Below are 16,777 nucleotides of genomic sequence, written 5' to 3'. Positions count from 1 at the left end.
GCGCTCGCCCCCCCCCCCCCCCCCCCGGCGCGCCCCCCCCCCCCCCCCCCCCCCACCCCCCCCCCCCGCGCCCCCGCGCGCCCGCGCCCCCCGGGCGTGTGGTGGGTGCACAGCGTGCCGGGCGTCGCGGAGCTGGGGGCACCCCCTCCGGGGGAGGGAATTTGCGGACACGGCCCAGGACCGGATCGTCGGGACGGGGACGGACACTCACCTGCTCGACGCCGGACGACACGTCGTCGAGGTCGAACCGCCCGGCCCGGACTACAACGTCGTCCGCGCGCCGGGCTCGCCGACCGTCACCTTCCGGGCGCGGTCCTCGGGGCCGACCCGGTGCATCACCGTCGCACGCCAGCGCCGGGGTTCACGGCGCGTCTCGGCGTACAGGTGGCGGACGTGGTTGAGGACCGAGAACCGGGGTTCGTCACCGCCGGGGCTCTCCGGCCGCACCAGACCGTATGTCAGCAGAGTGAAGACGATGACGGCGGCGTCGGCCCCGGACGTCCCGACGATCGTCGCCGCTTCGGCGACCGACCAACTGAGATGGTCGCGGGCAACGGCGGCGAGGAAGGACACGCCGGCCGGGCTGAGCTGGCCCAGGGTACGGCGCAGCCGGACCATCAGATCGCGTGAGGTGTCCGCGGTCATCGGCGGCGCGGTCAGGCCGAACGGGCTTCGCTCCACCTCGGCCAGCAGCTCCGGCAGGGAGCGCACGAGGGCCCAACTTCCGGCGAACTCCAGGGTTCTCGGCAGTCCGTCGAGGCGCCGGCACAGTTCGGCGACGACCCCGGCGTCGCAGGCGTCCAGCCGAAACAAGGGGTTGCCGGCACGGATGCGGCTGCACAGCAGTTGTACGGACGGCACCTCGGCCAGCAGCGCCAGGTCCGTCTCGGCGCCGGAGGCGGGCACCGGCAGCGGGGCGAGGCGCAGGATCTGCTCGCCGGGAACGCCGCACGGCCCGCTCGCGGTGAGCAGGATCCGCAGCTGGGGGTGGGCGTGCATCAGCGCGACCAACTGGGCCGCGCCGGCCGCGAGTTCGGCGTCGTCCAGCACGAGCACGGTCCGCTCCTCGGGGGCGCGGTCGGCGAGTTCACCGGCGGGGATCTCCTCGCCGCGTGCCTGCCACAGGATCCGGGTGCCGTCGGCAGCGGCCCGACGCACGCCCTCGGCGGCCAGGCGCGACTTACCGACCCCTCCTATGCCGACGATGGACACCAGCCGTCCGCCCGGCTGTCCCAGCAGGTCGGTGAGAGCGGCCACTTCGGTGTCCCGGCCGATCAGCGGGCCCCGGACGAGCCAGGGCGTGAGGCCGCCGCCCTCGTTCTCGGGATGGCTTCCGGTGCCCGGGCGACGCCGGGCCGCGTCCAGCAGCGTCTCGCGCTGGGTGTGGCCTAACCGCAGTCCGTCCGCCAGCAGCCGGATCGTGTCCAGCCTCGGGGAGCGGACCTTGCCCTGCTCCAGGTTGCCTATGGCGCGCACGCTCACTGTGGTGAGGTCCGCGAGATGCCGCTGGGTGAGTCCGGCGCGCCTGCGGTGGCCTCTCAACAGGGCGCCGAGGTCCGGCTGGGTTCGGATGTCGTTCATGACTCGCTCCGGTGGGCCGTTCCGAGGTGCTGGTGGAACCGGTGGGCGGGACGCCGTCCGAGTGGGTCTCCCGGTGCCGTTCCCCGGTGTCGTTGCCGGGCATCTCCGGTGGATGCCGCGTGTCTGCCGAACGCCGGCCCGGCCGGCGCGCCGTCAGCTCCAGGGGTTCGTGTCGTCCGTGGAGTTGCCGTCGGCCTGCACGGTGACCGTCCGCTGCGGGTGCACCGCGGCCTCGGCCGCCACCGAGCCCAGGAGGGCGGCCAGCGCCGCGACGACGACGAGGGCCTTCACGTGCTTCACGACCGGTGCGAAGGTGCTGTTCATGGTGGTTTCCCGTCTCTCCCCCGGCCCGCTGCCGGACTTCTGGAAGGAAAGTTAGGAGCGGCTGTAATCACGTCACTTTGACGCCGCTATCCCTCCCGGATAGCCTCCCTGAGCTGGGGATTCAACGTGTCGCGATCACCAGGCGGCCGCCCCGGGACGGCCCCGAAGGACGGTACGGCCATCTGCGCCGCGTACGTCACCTCCTGTTCCCACAGATGCCAGCACACCCGCTCCAGACCGCGCTTCAGATAGCGGCGGTAGGTGCTGAAGGACAGCGCGAGTTCCCGGGCCACCGCCTGCTGGGTGCTGCCACCCTTGACGTACGTCGCCCAGACCGCCGCCCGCTGGCCCTTCGCCTTGGGGTCCTGATCGATGGCCTCGATCGCCCGTACCACGAGCCGACGCAGGTTCTCCTCCGGGTCACCGGAGCGCCGGACGACGAACGCCGCGTGCAGCAGCGGGTTGGCGGCCAGCCGCTCGCGCTGATGCCAGACGCGCAGCACTTCGTGGACGGCCTGGTCGAAGGCCGCCCGGGACAGAACGGTCGTGCGGAGCGGTCTGGTGATGCCGGGGGTACCCAGTCCGAAGAACATCCGGTCGTCGAGCAGGTCGCACCATTCACTCATTCCCGTGGTCCCCCAGTCATGTCCGAAGAGCGTGACTCTCTGTGCGGCGAGTTGCGGCCCACTGGGCAGGCGGCGGAAGTCCGCGTACTCCGGCAGGCAGTCGGATCCGTCGCCGCCCCGTACATGGAAAGTCCAGGCGAGCCGGTCCTGGACGTGCAACTCGCGGGTGACGCGGGCCAGCATGGCGGTGGTGGTGGACAGGAGACCGTGCGGGCGACGACGCAGCAGAGCGAACCGCACCAGGTTCACCCGCTGTCCCGGCCGCAGTTCCCGGTGCGACTCGACGTGCTCACGCACCACGGCGACCACCGGGTCGATCGCGGTCTCCACGGCATCCCACCGGTCGACGGTCAACAGGCCCAGCACGCCGACGACTTCGCCGGTGCGTGCGCTGCGGTAGAGGCGGAAGCCGCGGGGCTGGCGATGCAGCCAGAAGTCGACGGCCTCGACGCCCTCCGCGCCGAGTTGTTCGTGCGCGAGGTCCCGCACGGCGGGCAGGGCCTCGGCGTCGCAGGTGGTCTCGTACACAGCCTCGCACCCCGGATCGGCATGCTCGTCCAGGCCGCGGCCCGAGAAGCCCCGGCCCCGGGTCTGGATGTGGTTGAAGGCCCTGGCGGCGCGAAGAGAGACAGGCTCGGGACGGGTACGGATCAGGGTCTGGAGGTGCGCGCGCAGGGCCTTGTGCAGAGACAGGTAGGCGTCGGGCGCGCGCCAGCGGAGGTCGCGGTCGAGAGCTTCGGCTATCACGGGCAGCAGCCTCAGTCCGGCGCTGCCGCTGGTGGTGTAGGAGCTGCGGCGCAACCAGTCGAAGACCTCGTGAACCTGTTCCGGCAGGAAGGCCCGCAGCAGTTCCTCGGTCGTCTCGGGGACGTGCGCGCAGATCTCCAGCGCCTGCCGGTGCAGGGGCGAGGGGACCGGGCCCACCACGTGGTCCAGGAGTTCCGCGACGACCTCGGGCGTGGGCTGCCAGTCGTCCCCGGGCCGTGCGCCCCGGTCCCCTGCGGCGAGCCGCAGGGCGAGCGGGTGACCGGCGGCGAAGGCGAGCCGTGCGCTTCGGGAGGTGATCCGGCCGGGGGCGGCGTCCCGCAGGAGCCGCCCCGACTCGGCGCGGGACAGGCGGTCCAGGCACGCGACGCGCAGGGTGTCCGACCAGGCCGGGTCGGTGCGCCAGCGCAGGGCGGGCGGTTCACGGCCGGCGAGCACGACCAGGGAGCCCGGTGGCAGGCCCGTGAGAAAGCGGTCCCTGAACCAGTCCTCCAGCGGGCCGAGTCGGTCGGAGCCGTCCACGAGGAGCACCGGCCGCCCGGCGCGGGGGACGTCCGCGGCAAGGGCGAAGGCGTCCTCGGTGAGTTCAGTGCGTGCCGCGTCCACCTCGACGACGTCGCGTCCGCGCCGCCGGGCCTCAATGGCGAACCGGCGCAGTAGTTGGGTCTTGCCGATACCGCTCGGCCCGTGCAGCGCAAATACCGGGACTGTCTCCGGCGGTCGGTCCAACTCCGCGCGGAACAGGGCCAGTTCGTTCTCCCGGCCGATGAAGCCGCGCAGGAACGTCGCTTCCCGGTCCCGGACGGGGGCGTCGGTGGCAGGCCGCCGTGGCGCCGGAGCGCTGTGCGGGTTCATGTGGGGACAGGCACCTCTGCTCGACGCGTGCACGACTGCGGTGACGGCGTCACCGGTCCTCGGCGGTGCCGTTACCGGTCACCCGGGCGAGCAGTCCGGCGGCACGTTCCTCCTCTTCGGCCATGCCGAGCCGGCCGAACACCTCCAGGGCGTCGGTGAGCAGTCCGCCGACCTTCTCGGTGTCGTCACCGCGCAGGGACAGGTCCGCGAGGTCGACGCGGACGGAGGCGGCACCGGCCTGGTCGAGGATGCCCTCGCGCACGGACAGGGCGCGGGCGAAGTAGGAGCCCGCCTCGGTGAGTTCGTCCAGGCGGGCGTGGACCCGGCCGAGGTCGTGGAGGAGGTATCCCTCGCCGATCACGTCGCCGTCGTCCCGGACCATGCCGAGAGCCTCGGCCAGTACCTTGCGGGCGTCGTCGAGCTGCCCGCGGTACAGATGCACCTGACCCGCGCGCTGGAGCACGCGGGCCTGCCCGCCGAGATAGCCGAGACCGCGCCAGATCTCCAGCGCCTCGTCGAGCTCGGCCTCCACCCGGCGGACGTCGCCGCGCCGCAGCAGGATGACCGCGCGCTGGACGAGGACGGAGGCGCGCGCCCAGGGGTCGCCGGCGCCGAAGTCCCGTTCGGCCTCCTCGAACAGCTCCATCGCGGCGGTCTCGTGACCCGCGAGCCGTTCCAGGAGTCCGAGGTCGCGGTGGCACAGCCCGAGCCCCTTGCTGTGGCCGAGGTCCTCGAAGAGGTCGACGGCGTTGGTCAGGGCCCGGCGGGCCTCGGGCAGGTTGCGGCGGTTGAGGTGGAGCGATCCCAGTGAGGCGAGCAGCGCGGCCTGGCCGAGCAGGTTGCCGCTGCGGCGCGCCGCGGTCAGTGCCTTGCGATGGGTGCGGGCCCAGTGATCGAGATAGCCGCGGGCCTCGTAGAACGGGGCGAGGTTGACGGCGAGTTCCCAGGCGTAACCGTCCTCGCCCTCCTGGGCGAGGCTCTCCACGGTCAGGCTGAGGTTCTCGAGTTCGGTGTCGAGCCATTCCAGGGGGCGGCCGAGGATGGCCCTGACGTGGTCGGCCGGCGGGTTCCAGCGGTCGGCCGGTCCGCTCATGTACTCGGTGCCGAGGACACGCCGCTGAGCCTCGGCGACCAGGGCGAGCCAGGCGCCGCCGACCCGGCGGATCGCGGCCCGACGTTCAGTCTCGTCCGACTCGGCGGCGAGCCGGTCCCGGGCGAACAGCCGGATGATGTCGTGGAATCCGTAGCGCAGCTCCCCGGTGACGTCGACCCCGGTGACGTCGAGCATCTGCACGTCGACCAGCGGTTCCATGAGGTCGGACGGGTACGGGTAGGCGCCCGGGGTGTCGAGCAGGGCACCGCCGATCCAGCTGGGGAACGTGGACCCCCGGGTGAGACTGAGCAGACGCAGCAGGGTTCGGTCGTTGCCGGCCAGTCCGTCATAGGTGAGGGACAGACTGGCCCGTACGGTCATCTCACCGTGCGTCAGTTCGTCGAGCCGGCGGCGTTCGTCGGCGAGGCGCTGCACCATCGAGGCGAGCGGCCAGTGTGGTCGGGCGGCCAGCCGGGCGGCGACGATGCGCAGCGCGAGCGGCAGCCCTCCTACGGTGGCGGCCAGCGCCTTGGCGGCCTCCAGTTCGCCGTTGACACGCTCGGCGCCGACAACGTTGCCTATGAGTTCCAGTGACGTCTGCTCGTCGAGAATACCCAGAGTGATCTGCCGAGCCCCGGGGAGGGCGGTCAGCCGTGTCCGGCTGGTGACGAGCACCCCGCAGGAGCGACCGCCGGGCAGCAGCGGGAAGATCTGCTCCTCGCCGACGGCGTCGTCGAGGACGACCAGGATGCGCCGGGCGGCGAGCATACTGCGGTAGACCTCTCCCCGCTCCTCCAGGGAGTCCGGGATGGCGGGCCCCGGCAGGCCCAGCGCACGCAGGAACCGGCCGAGGACCTCACGGGGGTCGACCGGATCCGCCCGGCCGCCGCGTAACTGGCAGTAGAGCTGGCCATCGGGGAAATGGGACTCGGCGAGGCGGTGGGCGACCCGGGCGGCGAAGGTGCTCTTGCCGATGCCGGAGAAACCGGTGACCACGACAATGCCCGTGGCCCGGTCCGGCGAGGTGCTCGTGAGGACAGCCTCCGCCTGGGCAACGAGATTCCGGTGACCCACGAAGTCAGCGGTGTCGACCGGGAGTTGGCGGGGGACGGCGGCGCGGTCGTCCTCGGCGGAGGCCTGGTCCGGGCCGGCGGCGGGCGCACCCGGCGCCGGCCCGGCGGCGCGCAGTTCGGTGCCGGACAGGTGCTCCAGCCGCAGGGACGCATCCTCGGTCAGGATGGCCCGCTCCAGCCGGCGCAGCTCCTCGCCCGGCTCGAGGCCCAGTTCGTCCATGAGCAGGGTGCGGCCCTGCCGGTAGATCTCCAGGGCCTCGGCCTGCCGGCCCGAGCGGTACAGGGCGAGCATCAACTGCCCGCGAAAACGCTCCCGCAAGGGGTTCTCGCCCACCAACCGGGCTGTTTCGGCGGTCAGTTGGTGATGGCGACCGAGCGCGAGCTCCAACTCGATGAACGACTCCGTGGCCGCAAGGCGTTCCTCGTCGATGTGCTCGGCGACCCGCGCGAGCTCGTCGCTGGGGATGCCGTTCAAACAGGGGCCGCGCCACAGGCCGACCGCTACGCGCAACAGGGCGGCGGCCTCGGCGGTCCGCCCCTCGCCGCCGAGCGCGGCGGCCTCGGCGACCGTGCGCCGGAAGACGTTCAGGTCCAGTGCCCCGTCGTCGATCTGGAGCACATAGCCGGGGGGACGAGTCTCGATGGCGGCCTCACCGGCGGCGGCCGCAAGAGTCCTGCGTATTCGCGACACACAGATCTGCACCTGGGTGCGGGCGGTCTCCGGCGGGTCCTCGGCCCACAACAGCCGAATGAGATGGTCGCGGTTCTGAAGTCTTCCGCTCTCCAGGAGCAGGGCCGCCAGGACAACCTGCTGCCTGCCCGCGGTGACCGACACGACGCCCTGGCCGCTGAACACCTTCAGCTCGCCCAGCACTTGAAAGGTGAACCCCACTGCCTGGTTGCGCGATTCAAGGTGCACTCCCGCCACGAATCCTCCCGTCACACAGCAGGCCACAGCGCCTGACCGCCAAGTCTAGGGCCCAAACACGGCTGCCTACCGCCCTGAGCACTAGCTGAACAGCGCTGACCAGACGGTGGACCGGGCTCCAGTTACGACCGGGACATGACATGCCCACCGCCGTCCGGGAGCACTCGCACCTTCCGCATGGCCAGCGGTGAACAGGATCCGAGCAACGGGTGACCAAGTCACGGGGGCGCGCTGCGCGATACCGCGGTGATAGCGGCGAGTTAACGGACCGTCGGACGATCGCCCCGTGGGAGCCGCCGGCGCCACCGCGCCCGTCCACCGAGAGCGAGAGGTCGGTCATCCATTCATGAACAGCGACAAGCCCCTTATGCCCCCAGCCGGTTCGAAAGTGACGGCAGCCTGCGTTAGGCACGCGCTGCTCACCTACCACTACTTGGACATCGGGGACATCGACGGATACGCCTCCCTGACGGAGCAGGATGTGACGCTGGACCACCCCGGAGCCTCGCCGCACCGGGGCCGCGACGCGGTGCTCAGCGCCCACGCGGCGCAGGCGACGCTGCTCAGGCGGCACGAGCTGGACAGCGTCATCGCCGACGAGGGGCGGGTGGTGGTGCTCGGCCGGGTAGTGCACCAGGTACCAGAGGCGGGCGGGCAGGCATCGTACGGCGTGGACTTCGCGGACGTGTTCACCCTGTCCGGCCAGACCCTGGTCCGGGAGTGCCGCCGCTACTACTACACCGCGCCGCCCGGCGGACTGCCGTCTCATCCGGAGACGTCCGCCGCGAAGTGAGTCGCCGCCGCGGAGCGCCGGGGGCCGGTTCGCCGCTGTCGTCATGACCGGTGTTCCGCCGGCCTTGTCCCCGGAATTCCCGGAACCCGAAGTCGAATTCTCACCCGGGTACTCAATTCGGCATCTTTTCCGGAGAATTCACCACTGTTTCCCGGGAACCAACGCCGGGCGCCGGCGTGCGGTTCGGAGTCCCGGATCGGCTGTCACGTGATCCCGGGACCGATTCCTCGGAACCTGAATGCAGGGACCCGAAATCGGGGGCCAGGATCACGTGACCGGGCAACCGTGACCGCATACATGTGACTTGGGAGCCACCCCCGAAGAGCGCAGAATTCCTTCCAGCGTCCGGCTTAACCGAGCAAGGGATTCTCTTCGTGATAGCTCACACATCGAAATTGTGGATTTCCTGATGCATGCCACGGAAACCGCTCCGGCGGCTTTTTCACCGATCTGGGCACCGTCGACGGTCGATGTTCTCGAAACACTGGACACGTGGGCCGCCGCCGGAAATCCGGGCCCGTTTCCTTACACCGAGCTGCTCCAGCACCTGCGATCGGTGGGCAAGCACTTCCTGGCGGACGTACTGCTCAACCGGCTCGCCGCGATCCGCGACGGTCTGCCCGGAACGCCCGCCACCGGGTCCACGGCCCCACAGCCCGCCGTTCCCGCCTCCCGTACGGATGACGTGCTCTTCCTGCACGCGTTCCTCGACGTCGTCCTCGACAAACACGACAACCGCTACGACTACCCGAGTTACACCGCGCTGCGCCTGCTGACCCACCCGGTGCCGGACGACTGGCGGGCGTCGCTGCGCTCGCGCGACGAGCTGCTGCTGCTCCTGCTCGCCGACCTGGTCCGCTTCGAGCAGGGGGCACTGACCGGCACTCCGGTCGACCCGCACGACATGCCGCCCTCACCCGAACTGGCCGGCAAGCGCGCCCGGTTGGCCGTACGGGTGATGGAGGCCGCCGCTCTGCGGGTGCTGCCCGCCGGGACAGTGGACCCCGCGGCGGTCGTCGCGGTTCCGGGGCGCACTCCAGCCGGCCTCCTCACCGCGGAGATCCTGCGTGCGGCCACCACGGAGCAGGAACTGATGCTGTCGGCGAGCATGCAACCCGTGTACGTGCTGCACGACGAGTACCTGTTTCTGCGCACCCTGCAGTCCTTCGAGACGACGTTCGGTTTCATGTCCGCCGCGCTGGCCACGGCCGTACGACAGTTGGACGCGGATCGGGCGCAGGAGGCGGCGGACCTCGTCGGCACGGTGGCGGACGTACTGAGGGAGTCCCTGCCTCTGTTCTCCCTGCTGGCGACCATGCGGCCCGAAGCCTTCCAGACCTTCCGGGAGTTCACCGAAGGGGCCAGCGCCATCCAGTCCGCCGGGTACAAGACCTTCGAGTCCCTGTGTTCCACGCCCGCTCTCGCGCGGCTCGACTCGTCCGCCTACACCTCCGTACCCGGTGTACGCGCCCGGGTACTGGACGGCCAGTCCACGGTCCAGGGCACCTGGCACGACCTGATCGCCGACCAGCGGCTGGACCCCGCGGACGACGACGCCCTCCGGGCGGCCGCCGACCGGCTGGAATCGGTCCACCAGCGCTGGAAGCAGACCCACTACCGGCTGGCGGTCCGCATGATCGGCGAACGCTCCGGAACCGGCTACACCCAGGGCGTCCCCTACCTCGCGGCTGTCCTGGACAACCGGCTCTTCCCGGCCCCGCACCGGCAGAGCACCCTCGTCGGCTGACCGGTCGGCTCCCGTACCCCGCGCCTGGAGGCGTCCACCACGATGAGCAAGCGCACACAGACCGGCAGGCCGGGCACCGCCCACCGGGTGATGAACCCGGACGAGAGCAACCGTCTGTTCCTGTACGAGTACGACCGGGGCAGCAACTACGAGGAGGACACCCGGCTCACCGTCGCGCTGTCCGCGCTGCTCCCGGAGGACAGCCTGGCCCATCCGGACCAGCGGCTGTTCCAGACCGTGCACCTGATCACCGAGTACGCGTGGTGCGAGATGCATTTCGAGATGCGCCGCGCGGCCGCGAAACTGCGCGAGCGTGACTACCTCCTCGCGGCCCAACTGCTTCAGCGGGCCGCGGCGATGGGCGAACTGCCCGTCCGGGCGGTGCAGTTGCTCATGGACTTCCTGCCGCAGGAGAGCCTGCTGCGGCTGCGCGAGACGTTCCCGGAGAACACCACCGGCCTCGACTCGCCGGGCGCCCGCAACCTGCGCCGCGCCGCCCTCGCGTTGTGGCAGGAGATGGAGGACGCCCTCACCCGCGAAGGGCTCACCGCCCGCGGGCTCGTCCGGGCCCAGGGCCGCGATGTCCCGCCCGGCCGGGAGGACCGGGCCCCTGACCTCGCGCTCGTACGCCAGGCGCTGTTCCAGCTGGAGGCGGCGGTCGGCACCTGGAAGCACGTTCATCTGCGGATGGTCTGGTCCCAGCTCGGCGGCCACCCCGAGACCGCCTCGCAGGCCGGCCCCGACACCCGCGACGGCCTGCCCAAGAGCCTGCGCGGCCAGTCCACTTCGGGCGTGCGCGCCATGGCGGACCGCAGCCTCTTCCCCCGGCTGTGGGACTCCGTCGACGAGACGTACCGGGCCTTCGTGCCCGACGAGCAGACACCCGCCTGAGCGCGTGAGCACCCCTGCCCGCGTGACCCACGACCCGGCGAAGAACGAAAGGACACGACTGCTGTGACGGCGACCGAATCCGCGACACACGACACCAGCGAACTCACCGCACTGGTGCACCGGGCCTGGGCCGAAGCACTTGGCCACGAAGAGTTCACCGACGAGGACAACTTCTTCCGGCTCGGCGGCCACTCCCTGGGTGCCCTCCAGGTGGTCAGGGACCTCAGCACGGCGCTGGACCGGCGGATCCCGGTGCGGGTGCTCTTCCGCAGCCCCACCGTGCGCGCACTCGCCGACGTGCTCGCGGCCGACACTCCGAAGGACCCGGCATGAACGGCGCCCTCAGCGGGATTCCGCTCTCGGCCGCGCAGACGGAGATCTGGCTCGCGGACCGCTGCGAACCGGAGTCGGGCCGCTACAACGTGCCGGTGGCACTGGAGTTCCTCGGCGACGTCGACCAGGCCGCCCTGCGATCGGCTCTGGACAGCCTCCTGGGCCGGCACCCCGTACTGGCCGGCTGCGTCGACTCCGAGGACGGGGACCTGCGGTTCCATCCCGAACCGTCCGCGCCGATCCCACTCGGCGTCATGAAGCTGCCCGGTTCCTGCCGTTCAGCGGCTGCTCGCGCTGAGGCCCTCCGGGCCGCGCAACGCCCGCTCGACCCGGGCAGCGCGCCCCTGATCCGAGCCGACCTGCTGCGCCACGACGACGGCGCGCTCCTCGTACTGACGGTGCATCACATGGTCGCCGACGGACGCACCATGGACATTCTGGGGGCCGGTCTCGTCGACGCGTATCGAGCCCACGCCGACGGGACCGCTCCGGCCGGAGCGCCCCTGGCCGACGGTCCGTCACCGACGGCCGGCGATCCCGGTGCCGAGGTTCTCGACGACCGGGACCCCTACTGGCGGGAGCTGCTCGCCGGCGAACCGGTCGCGCTCGGTCCGCTGCCCGATCTCGTACGCCCCGAAGACCGGCTGCGGGGAGCGGCCGCCTGGGCCGAGCGAACACTGCCCGCCGAAAGGCTCGCCGCCGTACGGGAGATCGCCGTCCGCGCATCGGTCTCACCGGCCACCGTGCTGCTCTCCGCATGGAGCCTGCTGCTGCACGCCTGGTCCGCGGAGGACGACGGCGTGCTCGGGATGCCGTTCGCCGGACGCCACGTACCGGGCACCGAGGACGCGGTCGGCCTGTTCACCAGGGTCCTGCCGGTCCGCACGAGGCTGCTGCCCGACGACGAGTTCGGTCTGCACGCACAGAGGTTGGGTGAGCAGGTACTCGACTCCATGGAGGCACTCGCGGTGAGCGGCCCGCCGGCTCCGGCTCAGGCGCCCGCCTACCGGACGGTGTTCCTGCACCAGCCGCGCTCGGACGCGGCACAGGAAGTGCCGGGCGCGAGCGTGCGGGTGCTGCCCCTGGACACGGCGTCCGCCAAGTACGACCTCGCCCTCGCCGTCCAGGAGTACCCCGACCGGCTCGTGCTGCGGATCGACTACGACGCCGGTCTGTACACCGCGGTCACAGCGGATCTGCTGGTCCGTCAGCTGGACGCCCTGCTCGCCGGCGCCGTCCGGCCCGGCGCCCGGTGCGGTGAGCTGCTTGCCGCACTGGCGTCGGCGCCCGCCGGCAACGGGGCAGCCGAGGAGGAGAGTGCGGGCCTCGCCTTCGCGAGCGTCCCGGAGCTGGTGCTGCGCGAAGCCCGCCGCGCCCCCGACTCCGTCGCCGTCGTGCACGGCGAGCGCACCCTCACCTACCGCGAGCTGGTCGAGGACGCGGCCCGCGCCGCCCACTGGCTTCGCGACGAAGCCGGTGTGGAGGACGGGGACCTGGTCGCGCTGCTGCTGCGTCCCGGCGCGCACACCGTGACGGCGATGCTGGCCGTCGCCATGGCGGGAGCCGCCTATCTGCCTCTCGACCCCGAACAGCCCCGGGCCCGGCTGGAGTTGGTCCTGGGGGACGCCCGCCCGCGCCTCGTCATCGCCGAGTCCGTCACGGCCGGTGCGACGCCGGACGGCCCGGCGGCACACACCATGCGGGACATCTCCACGGCCGCCGCGGAGCTGCCCGTCGATCCGCCCGCCGTGGCCTTCACCGCGGACAGTGTGCTCAACGTCCTGTACACCTCGGGCTCCACCGGCCGCCCCAAGGGAGTCCTGCTGCACCACGGCGGCGTGACCCGCCTGATGCACCGGCCGGACTTCCTGCCGCTCGGCCCCGACGACACCGTCTCCCACCTCTCGCCGCTGAACTTCGACGGCGCCACGTACGAGATCTGGGGCGCCCTCACCCATGGCGCCCGGCTCGCCGTCCTGGACAAGGAACTCGTCCTCGACCCGCCGGCCCTGCGCACCGCCGTCCGTGAACTGGGCGTGACCACACTGCTGGTGACCACCCCGCTCCTCAACCGCATCATCGAGGACGCCCCCGACCTGCTGCAGACCCTGCGGCGGGTGTACTTCGGCGGCGAGCTCGTGTCGGTGCCCCATCTGCGCAAGGCGCTGCGCTGGGCCCGCCCCGGCACCCTGCTGCACAGCTACGGCCCCACGGAGAACTCGTTCACCTCCACCTGGTGCGCCATCGAGGAGGTGCCGGAGGGTGCCCGTACCCTCCCGATCGGTGATGCCGTCCCCGGCACCGACGTCCACATCGTCTTCGAGGGCACTCTGGTGCCCGCCCCGCCGTACATGCCGGGCGAGTTGGTCCTGGGCGGATCCGGTGTCGCACTCGGCTACCTCGGGGATCCGGCGCTCACCGACGAGCGGTTCTGCGCCGACCCCTTCGGCCCCGGGACCGGCGGCAGGCTCTACCGCACCGGCGACCGGGTGCGGCGCACCGCCGACGGTCAGCTGGAGTTCATCGGGCGGCAGGACAACCAGATCAAGATCAGGAGCCAGCGGGTCGAGCTGGGCGAGGTCGAATCGGTGCTGCGCGCGCACCCCGACGTCACAGCCGCTTTCGTCACCAGCCGCCGCAACGACCGCGACGAGAAGGAGATCGTCGGCTACGCCGTGCTCGCAAGGCCCGGCAGCCACCCGAAGGTGATGCGCCACCTCAGGGCGAGCCTGCCCGCCTTCGCCGTCCCGACCCACGTCCTGGCCCTGGACGAACTGCCGCTCACCCCCAACGGGAAGATCGACCGGGCCCGGCTACCGCAGCCCGAGACCACCTCCGCACCGGCCCCGGCGGAACCCCGGCCCGCCGCACCCGTGTCCGCAGCTCCCGCGGCCAGCCTGCACACCCTGGTGCACGACGTGTGGGGCGAGATCCTCGGCGGGCGGGCCTTCGGCCCCGACGACAACTTCTTCGACGTGGGCGGACATTCACTACTGCTGGTCCGGCTCCAGGCCGCGCTGCGCCGCGCCACAGGTATCCGCCCCTCCATCGGCGACCTGCTGCGACACACCACGGTCCGCGCCCAGACCCGGCTCCTCGGCGGCGACGAGGCCGGCGGCCGGCCCGGTACCGTCGGCCGGTCCGCCGCGATCCGCGTGGCCCGCCCGACGGGTGGACGCGACGACGCGATCGCCGTCGTCGGCATGGCCGCCCGTTTCGCCGGCGCGTCCGACCTGACCGCCTTCTGGGACAACCTGCGTCAGGACCGCGACAACTTCGCCGAGGGCCCCGGCCCGGTCGTCACCGAACTGCCGGACGGGCAACGACGGGTGGCGCGGTGGGGCATGTGCGCCGAAGGCGCGCACTACGACGCCGACTTCCTCGGCTTCAGCCAGGACGACCTCAACCACGGCGACCCCCAGCAGGGTGTGCTCCACGAAGCGCTGTGGTCCGCCGTGGAGGACGCCTCCCTGCGGCTGTCCGAGATCGCTTCCCGCACCAGCCTCTACGCCGGCTGTGCCAAGGTCCTCGGCACCGACCCCGAGGCCCGGGTCGACGACGTCGTCAACGCGGACCCCACGTTCGTAGCCTCCCGCTTCGCGTACCTGCACGACCTGTGGGGCGAAGCCCTCCTGCTCGACACCGCCTGCTCCACCGGCCTGTACGCCGTCCACCTGGCCTGCCGCAGCCTGCTCACCCACAGCAGCGACTACGCCCTCGCCGGCGCGGTATCCCTCGACCCGGCCTTCGACGGCAGCTACCGCTACCGACCCGGCTTCCTCTACGCGAACGACGGCGTGTGCCGCCCCTTCGACCGGAAGGCGTCCGGCACGGTCGGCGGCTTCGGCGCCGGAGCGGTCCTGCTGCGCCGCCTCGCCGACGCCGAGCGGGACGGCGACGCCATATACGCCGTCATCCGCGGCGGCGCCGTCAACAACGACGGCAAGGCCCGCATCGGCTACTCGGCACCCGGCGTCGAGGGCCAGGCGCGCGTCATCCGCGACGCGCTCGCCGCCGCCGGTGTCAGCGGCGCCGACATCGGCTTCGTGGAGGCCCACGGCACCGGCACCCGGCTCGGCGACGCCATCGAGGCGACCGCGCTGGCCGAGGCGCTCGGGCCGGACGGACCACCCGTCGCCGTCGGCTCCGTCAAAGCGTCGATCGGGCACTGCAACACCGCGGCGGGCATCGCCGGCTTCATCAAGGCCGTACTCGCCGTGCATCACGGCCGGCTGCCGGGCACGCCGAACGTGAGCGAACCCATCGACGAACTGAGCGGACCCGCCTCGCGACTGACCCTCCTGAGCGAGGGCCGTCCCTGGACCGAGGCGCCCGGCAGACCGCGCACGGCAGGGGTCAGCTCCTTCGGCGTGGGCGGCACCAACGCACACATCGTGGTGCAGCAGGCAGCCGTCCCGTCGCCCGCCCGCTTCCCCCGGCCGACAGGGATGTGACCCGCAGTGACCACACCGAAGGACCTTCCGCGCGTACTGGCACTGTCCGCCCGCACCCGCGAGGCACTGGCCGAACTGCGCGAGAACCTCGCCGCCTGGCTGGAGCACACGCCGGACGCCGACCTGGACGACGTCGCCCTGACCCTGGCGACCGGCCGGGAACGCTTCGCCTGCCGGGACGCCGTGGTCGGCACCTCGCCCGTCGAACTCGCGGTCCTGTTGCGGGAGAAGAAGGCGACCGAGCCCTCCCCCGCACGCGCTCCGGGCGACGGACCCCTGCTCCTGCTCGACGGAACACCCCTCAAGGGTGACCCCGTCGATCTCCCCGAGGTCGCCGAGGCCCTGCGCCTGGCGGCCGCGTACGGCGACACGGACACCGCACGGACCATCGCCGTGCACTATGGGCTGGCGCACTGGCTGCGCGCCCGCCTCGTCACCCCACGCGCCGTGCACGGCACCGGGGTCGGGGCCGTCGCCGCAGCAGCCGTCCGCGCCGAACACTCCCTCGCCGACGCCCTGCGCACGGCCGCCGTGATCGAGTCCGGCCCGTTCGCCGTCGATGCCGACCCATCGGCCGGTACGGACGCCCTACCCGATGTACCGGTGGTACGGATCGGAGCATCGGGTCCTCTCGGCCTCGACCCCGCCGACCCCGACTCGCCCGCGCACCTGCTCGCCCGGTTGTGGTGCCTGGGCTACAACGTCGACACCACGCTCGGACGGCCGGGCAGCCGCGTCCGCCTGCCAGGGCACCCCTTCCGCCGCCGCGGCCCCGGTGAGCCCTCGGCTGTCGGCGCCGCGCCGTACCGGCCGCTGACGCCGTACGAACAGCGCTGGTTGTTCTACGACTTGGTGCGGCACGGCTCTTCAGGGGACCACAACACGGCGGTGGCCCACGTGCGGGCGGGAGAGCCTCCGGCACCCGGGATACTGCGCGAGGCGTTCGCCGAACTCCAGCGTCGGCACCCGACCCTGCGCACCGTGTTCAGCGAACCCGGCGGCCGCTGGCAGGCCCACATCCTGCCCGACGCCACCGTCCGGCCCCTGCTCATCGCCGACGATCCGGAAGGCGGCCCCGAGGAGCTGCGCGAGGCGGTGCTCGACGCGGCCCGGCAGCCGATGCGGCTGCGCGACGAGCCCCTGGTGCGCTGCTGCCTGCGCGGCGGGCCCGCGCACTGGGCGCTGGCGCTGGCCGTCTACGAACCGCTCACCACCACGGCCGACCCGCAGTTGCTTCTCGACGAACTCACCGCTCTTCTCGGCGCCGTCACCCGGCCGCCGCAGGCCCAGCCCGCCTGAACGCGCCCCACAACC

General features: G+C 72.1%; 10 protein-coding genes. 6 read left to right on the top strand and 4 right to left on the bottom strand.

Features of this window, described 5'->3' with window-relative positions:
* Positions 1 to 261: 261 nt before the first annotated feature.
* From ACFXC1_RS38545 to ACFXC1_RS38530, 4 genes are all read right to left on the bottom strand, one after another.
* Positions 262 to 1,581: a helix-turn-helix domain-containing protein gene (locus tag ACFXC1_RS38545; RefSeq protein WP_381251803.1), complete on the bottom strand. Its 1,320-nt coding sequence runs from the start codon at positions 1,579 to 1,581 to the stop codon at positions 262 to 264.
* A gap of 153 nt (positions 1,582 to 1,734) precedes the next feature.
* Positions 1,735 to 1,905 (bottom strand): hypothetical protein, encoded by a 171-nt coding sequence (locus tag ACFXC1_RS38540; RefSeq protein ID WP_381251801.1) that lies wholly within the window; start codon positions 1,903 to 1,905, stop codon positions 1,735 to 1,737.
* Positions 1,906 to 1,991: 86 nt separating this feature from the next.
* Positions 1,992 to 4,151: an AAA family ATPase gene (locus ACFXC1_RS38535; protein ID WP_381251800.1), complete on the bottom strand. Its 2,160-nt coding sequence runs from the start codon at positions 4,149 to 4,151 to the stop codon at positions 1,992 to 1,994.
* A gap of 49 nt (positions 4,152 to 4,200) precedes the next feature.
* On the bottom strand, positions 4,201 to 7,236 hold the full coding sequence (locus ACFXC1_RS38530) for an AfsR/SARP family transcriptional regulator (RefSeq protein ID WP_381251798.1): 3,036 nt from the start codon (positions 7,234 to 7,236) through the stop codon (positions 4,201 to 4,203).
* 355 nt (positions 7,237 to 7,591) lie between these two features.
* Here ACFXC1_RS38530 and ACFXC1_RS38525 point away from each other — a divergent pair, with 355 nt between their 5' ends.
* From ACFXC1_RS38525 to ACFXC1_RS38500, 6 genes are all read left to right on the top strand, one after another.
* Positions 7,592 to 8,038, top strand: a complete 447-nt coding sequence (locus ACFXC1_RS38525; protein WP_381251796.1) for a nuclear transport factor 2 family protein — start codon at positions 7,592 to 7,594, stop codon at positions 8,036 to 8,038.
* 409 nt (positions 8,039 to 8,447) lie between these two features.
* Positions 8,448 to 9,785 (top strand): tryptophan 2,3-dioxygenase, encoded by a 1,338-nt coding sequence (locus tag ACFXC1_RS38520; RefSeq protein ID WP_381251795.1) that lies wholly within the window; start codon positions 8,448 to 8,450, stop codon positions 9,783 to 9,785.
* A 42-nt stretch (positions 9,786 to 9,827) separates the two neighbouring features.
* Positions 9,828 to 10,676 (top strand): hypothetical protein, encoded by an 849-nt coding sequence (locus tag ACFXC1_RS38515; RefSeq protein WP_381251793.1) that lies wholly within the window; start codon positions 9,828 to 9,830, stop codon positions 10,674 to 10,676.
* 63 nt (positions 10,677 to 10,739) lie between these two features.
* A complete protein-coding gene (locus tag ACFXC1_RS38510; protein WP_381251791.1) occupies positions 10,740 to 11,009 on the top strand; it encodes a phosphopantetheine-binding protein in 270 nt (89 codons plus the stop codon).
* The gene (locus ACFXC1_RS38505) at positions 11,006 to 15,463 is read left to right on the top strand and encodes an amino acid adenylation domain-containing protein (RefSeq protein ID WP_381251789.1); all 4,458 of its coding nucleotides are present in this window, start codon (positions 11,006 to 11,008) and stop codon (positions 15,461 to 15,463) included. Before ACFXC1_RS38510 ends, ACFXC1_RS38505 begins: the two co-directional genes overlap by 4 nt.
* Before the next feature lie 6 nt (positions 15,464 to 15,469).
* Entirely contained in the window at positions 15,470 to 16,762 is a 1,293-nt protein-coding gene (locus ACFXC1_RS38500; RefSeq protein ID WP_381251787.1) for a CurL C-terminal domain-containing protein, read from the top strand.
* Positions 16,763 to 16,777 lie beyond the last annotated feature (15 nt).

Origin of the sequence: Streptomyces hokutonensis, from assembly GCF_042751305.1 — a bacterium.
Taxonomy (GTDB): domain Bacteria; phylum Actinomycetota; class Actinomycetes; order Streptomycetales; family Streptomycetaceae; genus Streptomyces; species Streptomyces hokutonensis_A.
The sequence above is the reverse complement of the archived record's forward strand: the minus strand, read 5'-3'. Positions and strand labels throughout refer to the sequence as shown.